The sequence below is a fragment of the Pseudomonas sp. BRG-100 genome (assembly GCF_000737955.1).
GTDB lineage: Bacteria > Pseudomonadota > Gammaproteobacteria > Pseudomonadales > Pseudomonadaceae > Aquipseudomonas > Aquipseudomonas synxantha_A.
The window spans coordinates 43,723-58,604 of the sequence record NZ_JPRX01000002.1 but is presented as its reverse complement, the minus strand read 5'-3'; the positions used below and the strand labels follow the sequence as shown (position 1 = coordinate 58,604).

The window sequence follows — 14,882 nt, the reverse complement described above, 5'->3', positions numbered from 1 at the left end:
CTATCGTAACTTTCAGATCTACTTTACTAATCGACTAAATGCGGCTTGTACAAATGGGCCAGCTCAGGGAACGCAGAAGCAAGCGCCTCATTACCATTGGCGATGTGCGTCATCACCGCTGTGGTTATATTTTCACGAACAACCCCTTCCGAGACGAAATATAACGCCCAAGCTTGATCCGGGGTTGATTGGCCTATTTGATCCTCAATGACTTTGTAAGCTTTATATTCTTCAGAGTTGTGGTAGCAACGACAGTCCTTTTCGCACATAGCTAGCTCTCCATAGATTACTTTTTGCTGGTATTTAGGTACTCACCTTTGTATTCGAACTGGCGTAACTCTTGGGCATTGGCAAACCGGGCATCACCGTGCAAGGAGGTAGTGGGGCTGAGCCTGAAATACAACGCGAACAGCGTGATACCAACCGGCAAAAATGTGATTGCGGCAGTCAAGCACCAGGACCAAGGCACAAATAACATTCGACGATCATTAAGTGCCAGGTGTCGAGCATCCCACAGGGTATGCCAGGTCAGCCCCGTCATGGCATTGCCTGCCGTCAGCTTCAAAAACAAGGCACTGCCGGCATACAACCCACCCACAAAACACACCAGTATCAATACAAGAACCAATAGAGTTGTTTTCCACCACATGAGGCTTCACCTTTATCTTGGCGTAAGGGAGGAAACGCAAAATCCAATTAATGCAACACATCAACATGTATTGGACTATCAAAAAAGCCTATCACTGTAAGCAGTAACGCAACTACCGTTTACTTTTCACCTCTCTCGCTTAGACAAAAATACTAAGCTGCATTGGACTTAGCTGTTTAATTTCAAACGTCGAAAGCAGCTGCACACAAAAATCACAGAGATTTATTAAGCTCCGCAACTAATAGGACAAAGGGTCACATCTGATAACTTAAATTAATATCGCAGGGCCTAGAGCGGCCCTGTAATATAAGACATATTAATAATATCAGAACTGGCTAGCCAGCCAAGATTCTACCTCTTCCGAACCATGCTCGGTCTTCCATGCCTTGAGCATTGCATGATTACCGCCTTTAGTTTCCACCACCTCTCCTGTGTGAGGATTCTTATAGACCTTCGTGGCCCGCTGCTTGCGGGTTTTCTTTTCCTGAGTCTGTCCAGCTTTAATCATATAATTACTATGTGGATCCAGTATACCAATGATAGTTCGTAGGCTGAAGCTGTACTCACCCAGCAGCGTGCGCAACTTACTCTCAAACTCTAATTCTTTTTGAATTCTAGGGTCTGCTTTAAGTGATTCAAGGTCTTGGAGTTGATCAGCAATATTTTTTTCTAGCTGGCGTAGTTCTGCAATTCTCGACATAGGAAACTCCATCACATGATAAATTATATGGGCGTAAAAACCTTTCCACTATACATTACAAAGCTCTTGAGTTAAATCTTGGTGCTATTGAGCAAGTCCAGTTTATGCTTAGGTTCGTAATGCACCTCTTTAATGTGAGTCCCTTCCATGTACAACACCACGTCGAATGAGGTTCTAACCAACCGCTCGATGTAGCTGTAATCCAATCCCTGGCCCACCTCGGACTGCTTCACCAGCCCGCAAACGCGTGCATAACCCGCCTCACTGTCGTTGGCGTGGGCTGTGGTCACGGTGCCCTTGGTGCCGGTGTTCAGAATTTCAATGAAGTGCCACACCTCATCACCGGTTAGCTCGGCCAGAAACAGATGGTCGGGTTTCATACGCAACGAACTTGCCACCAGGGCTTTCGGTGCCACCACGGCGCCGTAGAACAGGTGCACATGGTTGGGGTGATACGGGAGCTGCAATTCACTGACTTCCTGAATGGTGATCATCCGGCGCGAGACCGGAAACAGGTCCATCAGGGATTTGCCGAAGGTGGTTTTGCCCGAACCTGGCCCACCGAAGATGATGATGTTCTGTCGGTTCTCGACAGCCAGCGGGAAAAAGCTGCCCCAATCTCGTGTTTTATGCGCCGCCACCATAGCCTTCTGCCAGTCGGCCAAGTCGGTCCTAGTGGACGCGATAGCCTGGGCCCCGTCAAACCGCCCGCTGTCGATATAGTCTTGCAGCGTAAAACGCTCCAATGAGGGCTTACGAAACGTCATGGACAGCGTGCCCTTTTCACACGCCGGGGCCATGACGATCTGTCCCCGTTCACCTCCCGGTAGCTCGACCGTGTGAATCGGCGTTTTAGCCCCCAAGTCACGGTGGTTGAGGGCCGCCAGGCTATTGGCCAACCGCCAACACAGGTTGTACGTCAGCCAAGGCGCCTCCTCGCGTTGCCAACCAGTGGGGGTATCGATCCAGATTTCCAATGGCCGGTTAATCGCCACGTCCGTAGTGCCCGCCCGGTTAAGCCGTTCGGAAACACCCGACTGATCGAGAAAATCCAGTACCAACGTAGATTCGATGAGGATATTTTCATCCTCATCCCGCTCCACACCTGGCTCTTGTTCGCCATTTAGGTTTGTCATCGGTATTTCCTCACTGTCAACGGTTCTCAAAGACTGAGGAGAAGTCGATATCGCGGGCGACAATCACGGTCATGACCGTGCCCGGCAAAATGTGCGCCGTTGGCTTGATGCCAATCGTGCTTTGCAGGGCCTGATTGGCCATGTTTTCGGTGTTCTGCTCGCTGTTATTCACCGTGTAGCCATTACCACTTTTCTGCGTAGCGTTTTTCGCGGCATCCAAGGCGTCTTGGATGAAGGACAGCATCACCGCGCCGCCAAAACGCTGCATGTAGTGGTTATCGATCCGGGCTTCTGTACCACTGGCCCCCATCGGCCCTGCGCCGAGACTGGCGAGTCTGGCCCGCACACCCGATTGCGTATCAAGCTCGGTCCAGTTGGTGAACACACGGACCTGGCCCGCACCAACCTCGACACTTTGCTCACCGAACAGACGATCCCCCGCATCAGCCAGCACGGTCGAGCCGTCAGCCGAATAGATAGGCTCAGTCAGTGGGCATTCAATCAACGAGGGCTGATCGGTCACGATTTCGGTGTACAGCACGCAACGGAAATAGGTGTTGCGCGACAGCAGATACTTGCGCGACGGCGCCAGTACCGCTTTACCAGGTGCGAAACTGGTACCAGACAAGTTGTTTAAACTGCCACGCGATGACGAACCGCCACCCAAACCACCCCCAAACCCCGTCTGTGCCACGTCAGGAACACCTTCAGGCGTACCGTCCAATGGACTTGCCGTATTTTCTGCATTTCCAATGACAGATCCTGACGCCCCGCTCACCGGCGCAGCGTAGCCTGAGGCATCCTGAATCAAAGGCGTCACCACCACGCCTCCGGCCAACTTGCGCTGGGTCGGTGTCAATGGTGCTTCCCTTACCTCTCCTTGATGTGGCAGACCATTTCCACCTGGTGTGGATCCAGACTGCCCATTCTCATCAGCCTTGGCCTGCTCTTGAGCCAGCCTTAACGCCTCTTCATCCCTGGCCTTTTGCTCTTCTGCAGCCTGGATCTCCTTGAGCTTTTGTTCCTTGAGCTGTTGCATGCTGGTGTCTTGGCCCGTGGCCCTGTCGAGGGTGGCATCCGCCTTGACCGAACTCTCATCAATGTCGGTGGAGCCTTCCTGCATGATCGAAATAACCCACCACCATCCCCCAATCAGGATCAAGAGAAACACCAGCACCATAGCGGCTATGCTGAGGTACAGCGTTTTTTTGGCCTGCCCGGTCCCTGGGCGCTTGTTCAGCAGGTCAAAGGCACCACGAGCTTTATCGGAGTGCACCGGGGGCAAGTCGCTGTTTTCTGTTTTTGCAGGCTGATCCTGGGACTGTCCACGAGGTTCATCCGCCGGCAACTCTCCACCCTGGATCACAGGGGCGTCATGACTGTCGTTGCTTTTATTGTTCGGCATGCTTCACCTCCCGAATCTCCCCCGTGGTGGTACCGTTGTAGTTGTAGAAGCCACCCACCCGCTGCCGGGCTCTGGCTTCCATCACCAAGGAATTAAGCCGAAAACGAAATAACTGGCTGACGCCATGCACCACCATGATGTTTTGCACATTGCGTACGTTGGCCAACGTCTCTGTGCCATCAGGAAGTACCTGGTACACCGCTGGCCGGGGCGCATTGGTCACAAAGCGAAAACAGGTAAAGGTGCCGTTGTCCCAACCTTCCGTTGGAGCAATGGACTCATCACCACGCACCTGGAAAGTGTTAATCGGCCCAGGGCAAGGATCAGGATTAAAATCGCGGGTAGCCACCTGCTTCTTCGGTGGGTCTGGATAGGTAAAGCGCAGGGCATACGTCATGTCCGCTACCTGCTTAACCAGTTTCAGTTCCAACAGGTAGGTATGCCGGTTGGTATTGATGATCAGGTTGGTGTTGGGCTCTTCATCAGTGGTCGGCTTGATCGCCAGGATGTTGCCCGCCTTGTTCGCACCAATTGCCCAAGCCGTAGGATCGCCCGTCACAATCAACCCGGAATCTTCATACACCGTCTCATGGGCAGGGAACTGCACCAGTGAGGTACGCCCAACCACCGCTTGGATACGAAACACGTTGTCCGGGGTGTAGAACGCGGTTTGCACCCGGCGGTCCTGGTAAGACCCCTCTCCCATTTTTTCAGCGAACGCCTGTTGCACACTGCCCGACAGCAGAAGGCCCACAAAAACCGCCATGGATTTATTTACTTTATTTCTCATGACTCACCCCCACGCCAACCTCCTGAGTGGGCGAATAGGACAGAACGCCAAACCCTCGCGGGTTAAGCCACTGATCACCGCGCTTTTTGGCTGGATTTTTGTAGTCGTAACTGATCGTGGCCAACCAAACCGCCGGTTTAATCTCGGGATCGGGCATGCCGTTACGGTCCAGCACAGTTTTGGTCAGACGCACCTGGGCAGTGCCCTTTGCATCTTCACGGGTCAGGAAGGTGACGTTGTTAACGTCAGTTTTGATCTGCCGATTGTTACCCAGCACCGCCAGATAGCCCTTGGAGGACAACTGGAAGTTGCGGTACTCGGCAAACGTGGTGCCGTAGGACATCAACTCGACCATCGAGAACTGCGCGTCATTGTCCGAAAAGTTGTAGCTCTCACGAAAGCGCACGTAATTAGCCAGCCAGTATTCATCGTCTATTTGTTCGGATGACTTAACCTCGCTGGCTGGCTTGACCACGTCCGTAAAGCCCGAATTGTTATCCACCCGCACCAGGTACGTTTCTACTGTTTTAAGTGGAGTCAGCCCGAGAACCGCGCCTACGGACATAAACGCCAGTAAGCCGAAAAAGCCCGCCAGGCGTTTCCAGGTCCGTGCGCGGCGTTGATGCTCTGCCGCGACATTGCTTTCAAACCAGCGAGCTGCGTGGATATACGCCTGTTCAGACAGACTGATATTGCGCGCCGCAGCGGCCTCTATGCTGACATTGGCCGCAAGGTGCTGTTCCTGCTCGATGACCTGGTTAAGCTGTTGGCGGGGCCTTTTATTTTTTCGAAACATCATGCTGCCCTCCAACGGTTGCGGGTTTAACGTCTTTTGCTCTGGCCGGTGCATTTAAATCCCGCCATGGGCCAGAGGCTTCGGCTAACTTGGGGGCAGAGCTGCACCCCAACAGCAAGGCAGCACAAAGCAGCCCGCTTATTGCGAGTTTGCAATTCATAGTGATTACCTGTTTAAAACGAGAGATTCAAAAATTAGAAGAGCGTTGCTATCGCTTGAACAAGCGATGGAGTACAGCGTTACTTAATTCTATTACCACGTTTGGCTAGAAGCTTTGCGACACCCCCTGCCATTTTTTTTGCAGCACCAACCCCGGACACTTTGCCGATAATTCCGCCAAGTCCTCTTGCGCCTCCCGTGGGAGCCCCCCCCATGATTGAAGCTGCGTAGCCGGGAAGTTCAGTTGCCAGAAGTGTAAACGTCGCAAAAATAAGTAGCATTGCGATATTCCCTGCCAAGCTGGTATTTATTACGCCATTCTTAATAATTACCGTATTGATAAATCCTATTTCCATGGCAAGTATCACTGCGAATAGCACTTGAGTCAGCATAAAACCTCCTATTGCTGACACCCAACCCCAAAACCATTGCCTCGTCTGGTCAAAAAACAGGAATGCAATGAATATAGGTCCTACAGCTAGCAAGACGGTTGTTGAAACTTTAAGAACAAATAGAGTGCCAACAGCCGTCAGAATGAAAGGAATCCCTGCCAACAAATAAAATACTACACCCTGTATACCAAGCCATATATCAGCAAAGCTAGTTGTCACAATATTAAAGGACATGGCCGCAGTAAGGTTTTTTAAATTTTCAATATAAGCCAATATCATCGTATCTAACTGATTTGTCTGTCCCCCCTCCTGTCCCGAAAGAATGCCTCCCATCCAGTTAGGTAGCCCCGTCACAAAAGGAACTATGGTTTGTATGTACCAGGTGACGTTGAACGCACAGAATGCAATGAACGCCATTTTCGCAATTTCTCGGACAACCTCTTCAAAGGCGACATTCATCCCTCTGTAGAGCCATTGAATATTTCTAAGCGTGAAGTGGATCAACCACATGGTCCCGAAGAGTACACCCAAGCCTAATATCACCTTGGCCGTTCCAGTGACCAAGGTGCTTTTGAGGGCGGCATCAACGGACTGAAATAGCGTATGTGCTATATTTGTGAAGTCCATAGATTCTCCGTCATTTTAATTTAATGAACTCGTCGTTCCCAAAAAACAAGCGTTCATTCTCTAACCTCATAGTCAACATCCCCCCCATCATACTTAGAACCGTTTCTGACTCAGCCTTGGCCTCATATTTCTTACTGGTTATCTTCCTGCCTCCACTTATGAAGTCGTAGATATTTGCCTGGACATCTACGTGATAAATATCATTATCCCTTTTAATATCTAAATAATAGCTAGGTGGCGCAAGTCCTTTGGCGTCATGATTGCCACTACTCCAACGCCCAACAAAATCAGATCCTTTGTCATTATTGCAACCGGATACTAATGTTATGAGCAGCACCACACCAATCGCACATAGTATTTTTTTAAGCATTATTATTACACTCACACTTTAAGATTTATCTTTAATCATATTTTGGGAGAACACTACTTTTCCCTTTCATATAATCGCTAAAAGCCTGCGCTCTTTTTTGGTTGTCGATTTTGTCTTGTTGCTCCACCAACATCTGCATATTGGCCATCCGCATCTGCTGGTTTTGCTGTTCCAATAATTCCTGTTGATAGCGCAACTGCAAGTCCTCCTTTTGCTGTGGCGTTTGAACCATGTTAAGCCGTGCCCTTAACTGCTCGGCGTTTCGCACTCGCTCGGTGCTGGCATCGTAATTACGCTCCAGCGCATCAGCAGCGGCCAACAATCTATCGAACTTGGCCTGAACACTGACATTATCCGATTTCAGCCCATAGCGCTCTCGCAGGCTGGCTATGTCCTTAACCGTTCCATACACATCAGCCCATTGGCCCATGGGTAGAACCTTATTAAGCGCCGGGTTGTTCAAAAAATCCCCCAGCTTGTCGTTGCCCGTGGCGATGCTTTTGAAGTTGTCGTACTGGGCCTTCGCTTGTTTTATACCGTCCTTGGCGGTTTTCAGCGCCGCCATGGCCTCTTGCGCTTGTTGAATGGCGTTGTTGGTCAAAAGCATGGCCGTAGTGCCATCGAGCGTGGGAATGCCTGGCACAGCTGCATAGGTCGAAAGCGCAGCCGTCAGCAACGCGGCGCTTATCGCCGCCGCGATCATGGTCTTCTTCATCGTGTTTGCCTCGGTATTAGAGCGGCCGTGACTCAGTGGCTCTATGCCTTTTAAACACCGGCATCCAGACACTTGCATCGGTTGTGTGGAGGGACTGAGCAATATCAGCCGCTTGCTGGTAGGCCGGAATCCACTCGTTGGCGTCGGTGGTGTTCAAAAACTGACGAACGTGTTCCGCCATCAAAAACGCCGGTACCCACACCTTCGGATCGGTTGTGCCGAGCAACTGGCGGACCTGCTTGGCCACGTCTGCGTTTTGCTCGGTGGTGGAAAGCAGCGGCAACCAGTACTTCAAATGATCGTCCAGGACCAATTTCAGCTTCACCGCGTTGTGGCCTTGCAAAACCACCATTTCACGGCTGAGCGTGTGCATGTCCACCACGGCGTCAAACACCTTGTCCTTGACACCGAAACGAGCATATCCGGCGCGATCTGCCTTAGTGTTCGGCAGCCAAATAGAGGTGACAACCTGCTGCACCACATCAGCGGCATAGGGCGTTGCCAACGCATCCTCGGGATTCTGAGTGTCCATCATCAGGATCTCGCCACGGGTTCGACCGCTCTTCAAGATCTCTTTGATGGCATCCGCCGTGCTTTCATAGGACAGGGGCACCCAATACTCGGCCATGGCATTGATCAACAGACTGCCGGGTCTGGCCTGATGCATCGTTCGCTTCATGTAGAACAGCGTATTGAGCAATACCTCCATCACTTCCGGGTGCTTGCTTGAGTACTCCTTTTTAAGGATCTGCGTACAGTCGAACGCCAAGCGCCGAAAGCTCTGCGGGTTGAACTGGTTTTTCGGTGAGTCCAGTACCCACGCATATTGACCCTCACGGCCACCGGCCAGGCGACACCATTTCGACAACCGCATATGCAGGCAATTGCCGCCGCGTGGCGTGATGTTCTGCAGCAGCAAAGACATGCCACGAAAGTGCACGTTTTTGTGCTGCATCACCGCCTCGATTGAGTCCTGAATTTCGCGCTGCTCAATATCAGTGGTTTTGTCCTCCCCGCCGGCACAGGTCAGTACCAGGTCATACAAAAATTGGCGCAGCCCTTTGCTGTCATCAAACTGGAAGGGGTTCATGCCGGTGAACTCCCCAAGTGAAAGGGTGAAATAATGGGTATCCAGCGCACCCAAAAGATTTTTCAACGACTCGTTGTAGTCGATGCAAAAAATCATCGGATCCCAACGGCTAAAAAACGTCATCAGCGTAGCGAGACAGGTCGTTTTCCCTACACCCGTTTGGCCGGTGAGCGACAAGTGCCCCGGCAATTTTTCCCCCAGGTTGTTTTGCCCTGGTGGGCTATCGTGAGCGTTAAGCACGAATAACGAGTCGTTGACCGTGCGCATGGGGATTAGCCCGGTGCCGTCGCCTACAGGGTTGCCCCTGGCCTTTCCGGTTGGTGTGGCGTGCAAGGAAAAGCCACACGCAAAGTTTTCGGTGGACTTCATCATGGGGTACAGCGCCTCGGTCACACCTGGGAACTGTGTGTACCAGGTATCGACGTTGGTCATGGTAGAGCGCACAAATGCGGTGTCGTGGACGGTAAACACCGACTCCATTTTCGCTCCATTATCAATGGCCTCATCCGGGGTATTGCCAAATACGATCAAGGACGCGTGGTAACGGCCAAAGGCCTTTTCACCCTGGGTCACTTCTTCAATAGCGTTTTCCAACTCATCCGTTTGCTTGGACTCGCCTTCGACCGACCCAAGGTCAGCAAGGTGCTTGTTGAAGTCTTTTTTGGCCCTGTTGCGGTCTTCAAACAAAAACGACTGCACCAATGTAAATTCAAACTGCTGCTCGATGGCCTCATCCCACATACCAGGACCTGAACCACCACCTGGGTAATCACGCAGGTCGTAGGTGGTGGCAAAACGACGCCCTCCCCTGTTTGGCCGGTTTTCGATGAAATCGTATTCACCAAAGCTGGTTACGCTATCAATGATGGCCTCCCCTAGCCGTGTATCACTGACCAGAACGTCTTGTTCATGCCCATTGATCAGCAGACTGAAAAACCGACCGACTTGGGAGTACAGCGCACCATGTTTATTTTCTTCCAAGGCCATAATGGCCGGGTCGTACGTTGCCAGCATGGTTTTGGAAATCGTCAGCAACTCTTTCATCCGCCGAATACCGTCATCGAGGTCTCGATATTTCAGGACCAGGCCCAAGCTGTAGCCAACCATACGAAACGTGCCGTCCCTGAACGGTGCGGTATAGGCATCAACGAAGTCTTGCAGCGCGGGTAAAGGCAGGCTGTACTCCGTATTAAGCTCAATGCCCGTCTTGGTCACGTAGCTCTGCAGCATTAGGTTTTTGCCTTCTTTTTTCCCTAGTGCAACGAAGTAGCGGTTGAGCTTGAAATACTGCTGTTTGAGGTTTTCATCACTTCGCATTTCATGCGAAATACCTTTCAGCCGGATCAGACTAAACAGTCGGCTACCGGGCAACGTCACCATGTTTTCGTGGACGGGATACCCCAGCAGCGGCACTTTGACCTCGGGGGGTAGGTACTTCATGACCTGGCGCCGGATGAAACCGGCGTTGTGCAAATCGCTTCCCATAGAATTGGCTCCAATTAGGGTTATACGGGGTGAGTAGCAAACGCTTGCCGTAGCGCCAGTTCAGGCGGATTCGACGCCAGGACCACCACAAGCGCCGGGGGTATTGAGCGTCAACCGCGCAGATGAAGCGCAGGGCGGCTAAAGAGCCCGCGAAGGGCACGAGAAACACCAGGCCCCACACCCAAGACAGCAATACGGTGCCTGCCACACCAAAGGCCAGCCCCCCCATCAGCAGTCCCACCATCGGCATAATGGGAATCCCCCACTGCATGGCGGGCCTGCTCATCGCGTTGTAACTCTCGAAACGTAGTTTTTTCAGTGGCTCGTTGGCTGACATGACGTTCTCCGCTCAGGCGTTATGCAGGCGCACCAGTGCCAAAGACCTGCCAGGCAGCAGCCCCCAATACCATCGTGCCGCCGACCACAACGAGTACTGCGACCTGTTGCAGGTAGTCCATGAATGTGTGGGAGTGGTCGCCGGTAGCGCGGGCAATCAACCATCTGATGCCGGACCACATCAGGCAACCCAGCCCCAAGGTGCCGCCCAGAGCATAGAGCGCAAGCCGAATATTGGTGGCCCACTCTTGCAGCGTTTGTGACCAACCAGTGCTGGCCGCCATGGCCAGCGCTGGCATGCAGCACACAGCCAGCAAAGCGGCGCGTTGCAGATTTCGTTTGTTAAACATCGACTTTCTCCTGGAGGGATTCTTGTTGCGGTTCCGGCGTTACATCAGGCACAGAAGGCTGCGCAGCGGGCGTATAGCGTGGGTACTGGCGCAATACGTCCCAACTCTCATAAGTCGGTTGTGGGGGAGCTGTTACGGGTGGTAACGGTGCTTGTGGAGCGCTGACGGCCCCCGTTAAAGCAGGCACCATAACGGTGGTGCTTTCGACATTGGCAACAACACGTTGGACGTGACTCGATCCGCCAAACTGCGCCTCGGCTTTAAAGCCACGCCGTGGGTTGCCGCTGTAGTAGCAGGAAATAGCTTTGTGCAAAGCCTGCTGCTGTGTCCCCTTGTCAGTGGCGACACTGGCATAACAGTCGCCAAGGATCTTGGCGGTCATGCGCAGGTTGTTGCAGGGATCAAACACTTCTTCCGATTTGGTGACATCGAAGTGTTGTCGGTTGATCTGCCCTAAGCCGATGCTGAAATTAGCCCCTTCTTTCACCAACCTTTTCACCGTCGTCACCGCTTCTTCCAGATTCTGCGGTTGACGCGGCAGAGCTCCGCCGACGACTCCGATGGCCCATGGATTAAAAGCGGATTCTGTTTTGACGATGGGAGTTAACGTGGCAGGGTGTACCGAGGGTGCGCATTGCAAGGCCAGGGCCAAAAAGGCACTGGTAGTGAGCATCTCAATTTCCTTTGGAGACCTGTTTGGACTCATCAATCAGTTTTTGAACAGCCACCTCCAAGTAGTTATCGATTAAGTATCGAGCTAACCCGGACGGGGACATTTGCTTAGGGCTGTTGGTTTCATAGCTGACCTTAGTAGCAGCCTTATTCAGCGCCTCGACCCTAATTGCACGAACGTAGACGCTCGTTGTTGTTGTAGTTGCGGATACCGCTTCATCTTCTTGTAGCGACATGGGAACTCCTATGGGTTGGGAAAGCGCAAAAACACCGCCAGGCAAGGGTCTGGCGGTGAATACAAATTAGGTGGGGATGAGAAATGTTGAACCCCGCCTCACTCCTGGTGGCAGGCGGGGCTTGTTGCGTCAGCGGTGACTCCCTCTTCGCTAGGGCGCCGCCGCGTATCCCGCTGCTGATTGCAGGTCGGCGGTTCGGCGGTGGTGGCTACAGGGCTTCCTGTTCACTCAGCTCGATCAGCGTTGCTGGGTGGTCATAGGCTCATACGACATGCGGCTTACAGCCCCTAAGCGCCTAATTAAGTAGGCAAACCGCACGAAGTCCGGCGCGCCCATCCGAAGCTATCGGGCCCGCTAATTCGTATTTAGGTATTCAACTATTGCAAAGGGTGTACCGATGAATACACCCGACCACCTGGGCGACTGACTAATCGTTGCAGCGCATGGTCCTGTGCAAGAAGCGAAAAAAAAGCAGCTTTGCGCGCGACCTCGGAGTGCATGTCAATGATGAGGTGTAGGGACTTGGCTAGCTCAGATGGCAGATTGCAGTATTCAACATGGCTGACGGTGCGATCAGTACGTAACAGGGTCAAATCTCTTAGAGTCTCGACCACACAGTCTTGAACAACACAAGCGTCACCGCCAAACCGAACGAAACCATGAGCACTATTCAACGCTGTGATTTCGGTGGTATGAGTCACATCCGGGTCGAAATGCAGCAGCAAATAGCCGGGGAACAACGGAAGCTCACGGCGTACGGATGAAGGCCGATCCTTGCGCTTACGAAGTGTGACCCTGCAAGGCGAATAGACCTCAACGTCAAGCTTCCTGATAGCATCTGTAAGCGATTGATAATTCGACGAATTATGAACTAGAACGTACCAGTTTCGCATGTGCAGAACCATCCTAGCAGGCGCCCTTCCGAAATCCCGAACCGTTTGGTTCAGGGGCAGCTGTAATCGGCTTGGGACATCATTTTCACCCGCCGCCGAGCCATGAGGGCCGGTGGGTGGCGGGTTGCCAGGTAACAAATTAAAGCTTTCCAAAAAAAAGTAAATAGAACTATACAATTTTTGTATTTCAACACCTTTTTATAAAGCTAACCTTATGAAATTATTAAATTTTCATGGTGGCCTGTGGACAATCTACGTCGCATAATCGGAGTCAAAATCAAAGCTCTCCGAAAAGCCAGCGGTATGAGCCAGGCCGATCTGGCTGAGCTAGTGGCTTGCGATGCCCCAGTGATCAGCCGCTACGAACTCGGGAAAACCCTTCCGAACATTGAGCACTTGATTAGAATATCTACGGCCCTCAATGTGTCTCCAGCAGAATTACTACCTAGCGGGCAAGACTCTCTAAGAGCACAACTGATCTCACTCCGCCAAGATCTTTATGAAAAGTCTCTTCAAGTGGAATCAGTTGAGTGCTTAGAGAAACTTATAAAGTTCGCAGAAAATTGCATCGAGTCGCATACTTTCAAAAAAATATAACTTTGCATTTTTATATTTTTATGCAATCCCGTATTTTCTTGACAACTCACCAATACGATTTAATCGCTGCTGATTATGCTTGCTTGATAACTGATCGAGCGGTATAGCGCCGCTAGCAAGCACAACGGTAAATTTTTCGTCAAGTCTTACCAACTCGACTAGCTCTTTCAGCTCTTCTTGAATGATCGAGACAGGTAAACTTTCATAAGCATCCATAACAGATCCCCACTCAAACCCTAATTCCTTAGTCGATCTAACTTCTTTGAAATACAAAGCTATTATCACTATAACGCAATAGGAGCTTGCCCCCTTAAAAATCTATCTGTTGTATCTTTAAAGACCGCTCTTAATCTTGCTCCACGTCCGTGTTCTAATGCGCTCATATTTCAAAGGCAGCGGCTTCAGCGGGAACAGAGTCTTAATGACTTCGGCGCTAGGCTTTAGCTCAGGATTATCAATAAATTTTTGACTGAATGGAATAATGGCATCTTTATTGCCTACGGGGTACCCAAGATAAATTGCTGTTTTAGCAATAACGTTAGGTTTTAAAAGATAATTAATGAAAGCGAACCCTTGATTAGGATGAGGCGAGTCTTTAACCACCACCAGATTTTCAGACCACCACAGGGCGCCTTCGCGTGGGATGCTGTAAGCGACTCTGTGCGGGCTTTTGACTTTTTCGCGAAGGTCCACAGCAACGCTTGCAGAACCGGCCCATCCAACAAAAAGGCAAATATTCCCATTCGCCAACTCTTGAGATAGCTTCCCTGAATCAAAATAACGAATGTACGGCCTGATGCGCATTAACAAATCTTCAGCTTTTTTATAATCATCTGGATTTTGGCTGTTAGAAGGCAGCCCCAGATAGTGCAGGGCTATCGAGATGATTTCGCTGGGTGAATCCAGCATAGCAACACCGCACGATTTGAGCTGACTGATGTTTTTTTCGTTGAACACTAGATCCCAACTATTCACAGGGGCTTTTTCGCCCAACGCGGCTTTAATCTTGTCTACGTCATAGCCAATTCCTGTCGTGCCCCATAGGAAGGGAACCGCGTAACGGTTTTCAGGATCGTTGATTTGTAATTTGTTCAGAATCTCTGGATCGAGGTGTTTCCAGCCGGTCAGTTGTGAGCGGTCTAGTTCCTGGAGTAAACCAGCACGTATGAGATTGGGTAGCACGTTAGACGTAGCCATCACCACGTCATATCCTGAGTGCCCAGCCATCAGCTTGCTTTGCATGACTTCAGCGCTGTTGAACGTATTCACCATCAGAGGTATATGAGTTTCTTTAGTGAACTCGGAAGGGGTTTCTGGTGCAATGAAGTCAGACCACGTGTAAAAATTCACGCTGGGATTGCCAGCTGCGGTGACAGTGCTAACCCAAGTGCTTAACAGGACGCATGCAACACGGGATTTAAATGGTGAGCGATTCATAACAACTCCTTGTCTGATGCGGACAGCGTGGCCATTGCTTTCGGGTG

19 protein-coding genes are annotated in these 14,882 nt (G+C 51.3%); 1 reads left to right on the top strand and 18 read right to left on the bottom strand.

Features of this window, described 5'->3' with window-relative positions:
* Positions 1-26: 26 nt before the first annotated feature.
* The 16 genes from JH25_RS00120 to JH25_RS28475 form a co-directional block, all read right to left on the bottom strand.
* Positions 27-269, bottom strand: coding sequence for a hypothetical protein (locus tag JH25_RS00120; protein ID WP_032881462.1), 243 nt, complete (start codon positions 267-269; stop codon positions 27-29).
* Between the two features lie 17 nt (positions 270-286).
* A complete protein-coding gene (locus tag JH25_RS00125) occupies positions 287-649 on the bottom strand; it encodes a hypothetical protein (protein WP_032881461.1) in 363 nt (120 codons plus the stop codon).
* A gap of 325 nt (positions 650-974) precedes the next feature.
* The gene (locus tag JH25_RS00130; protein WP_032881460.1) at positions 975-1,349 is read right to left on the bottom strand and encodes a histone-like nucleoid-structuring protein, MvaT/MvaU family; all 375 of its coding nucleotides are present in this window, start codon (positions 1,347-1,349) and stop codon (positions 975-977) included.
* Between the two features lie 71 nt (positions 1,350-1,420).
* A complete protein-coding gene (gene virB11 / locus JH25_RS00135) occupies positions 1,421-2,485 on the bottom strand; it encodes a P-type DNA transfer ATPase VirB11 (protein WP_050549449.1) in 1,065 nt (354 codons plus the stop codon).
* A gap of 16 nt (positions 2,486-2,501) precedes the next feature.
* A complete protein-coding gene (locus tag JH25_RS00140; protein WP_050549448.1) occupies positions 2,502-3,890 on the bottom strand; it encodes a TrbI/VirB10 family protein in 1,389 nt (462 codons plus the stop codon).
* Complete coding sequence (locus JH25_RS00145; RefSeq protein ID WP_050549447.1) at positions 3,877-4,656, bottom strand: TrbG/VirB9 family P-type conjugative transfer protein; 780 nt, start codon at positions 4,654-4,656, stop codon at positions 3,877-3,879. Before JH25_RS00145 ends, JH25_RS00140 begins: the two co-directional genes overlap by 14 nt.
* Before the next feature lie 13 nt (positions 4,657-4,669).
* Positions 4,670-5,479 (bottom strand): virB8 family protein, encoded by an 810-nt coding sequence (locus JH25_RS00150; RefSeq protein ID WP_032881458.1) that lies wholly within the window; start codon positions 5,477-5,479, stop codon positions 4,670-4,672.
* 236 nt (positions 5,480-5,715) lie between these two features.
* Positions 5,716-6,654: a type IV secretion system protein gene (locus tag JH25_RS00155; RefSeq protein ID WP_032881457.1), complete on the bottom strand. Its 939-nt coding sequence runs from the start codon at positions 6,652-6,654 to the stop codon at positions 5,716-5,718.
* 10 nt (positions 6,655-6,664) lie between these two features.
* Positions 6,665-7,024 carry a hypothetical protein gene (locus JH25_RS00160; protein WP_032881456.1) on the bottom strand — a complete coding sequence of 120 codons (360 nt, stop codon included), beginning with the start codon at positions 7,022-7,024 and terminating at the stop codon, positions 6,665-6,667.
* 31 nt (positions 7,025-7,055) lie between these two features.
* Entirely contained in the window at positions 7,056-7,739 is a 684-nt protein-coding gene (virB5, locus tag JH25_RS00165) for a P-type DNA transfer protein VirB5 (protein ID WP_032881455.1), read from the bottom strand.
* 16 nt (positions 7,740-7,755) lie between these two features.
* A complete protein-coding gene (locus JH25_RS00170; RefSeq protein WP_032881514.1) occupies positions 7,756-10,209 on the bottom strand; it encodes a VirB4 family type IV secretion system protein in 2,454 nt (817 codons plus the stop codon).
* Positions 10,190-10,558: a conjugal transfer protein gene (locus JH25_RS28480; protein ID WP_328286751.1), complete on the bottom strand. Its 369-nt coding sequence runs from the start codon at positions 10,556-10,558 to the stop codon at positions 10,190-10,192. Before JH25_RS28480 ends, JH25_RS00170 begins: the two co-directional genes overlap by 20 nt.
* Positions 10,559-10,670: 112 nt before the next feature.
* Entirely contained in the window at positions 10,671-10,949 is a 279-nt protein-coding gene (locus JH25_RS00175) for a conjugal transfer protein (RefSeq protein WP_442961461.1), read from the bottom strand.
* Between the two features lie 43 nt (positions 10,950-10,992).
* The gene (locus JH25_RS00180) at positions 10,993-11,673 is read right to left on the bottom strand and encodes a lytic transglycosylase domain-containing protein (RefSeq protein ID WP_032881453.1); all 681 of its coding nucleotides are present in this window, start codon (positions 11,671-11,673) and stop codon (positions 10,993-10,995) included.
* Position 11,674: 1 nt separating this feature from the next.
* On the bottom strand, positions 11,675-11,908 hold the full coding sequence (locus tag JH25_RS00185; RefSeq protein ID WP_032881452.1) for a hypothetical protein: 234 nt from the start codon (positions 11,906-11,908) through the stop codon (positions 11,675-11,677).
* Between the two features lie 377 nt (positions 11,909-12,285).
* Entirely contained in the window at positions 12,286-12,801 is a 516-nt protein-coding gene (locus tag JH25_RS28475) for a transcription termination/antitermination NusG family protein (protein WP_081883368.1), read from the bottom strand.
* Between the two features lie 303 nt (positions 12,802-13,104).
* On the opposite strand from JH25_RS28475, the gene JH25_RS00190 reads away from it, so the two are divergent.
* Positions 13,105-13,398 (top strand): helix-turn-helix domain-containing protein, encoded by a 294-nt coding sequence (locus tag JH25_RS00190; protein WP_081883367.1) that lies wholly within the window; start codon positions 13,105-13,107, stop codon positions 13,396-13,398.
* 18 nt (positions 13,399-13,416) lie between these two features.
* On the opposite strand, the gene JH25_RS00195 is transcribed toward JH25_RS00190, so the two are convergent.
* On the bottom strand, positions 13,417-13,614 hold the full coding sequence (locus tag JH25_RS00195) for a hypothetical protein (protein WP_032881450.1): 198 nt from the start codon (positions 13,612-13,614) through the stop codon (positions 13,417-13,419).
* 117 nt (positions 13,615-13,731) lie between these two features.
* Entirely contained in the window at positions 13,732-14,835 is a 1,104-nt protein-coding gene (locus tag JH25_RS00200) for an extracellular solute-binding protein (RefSeq protein WP_032881449.1), read from the bottom strand.
* Between the last annotated feature and the right edge of the window lie 47 nt (positions 14,836-14,882).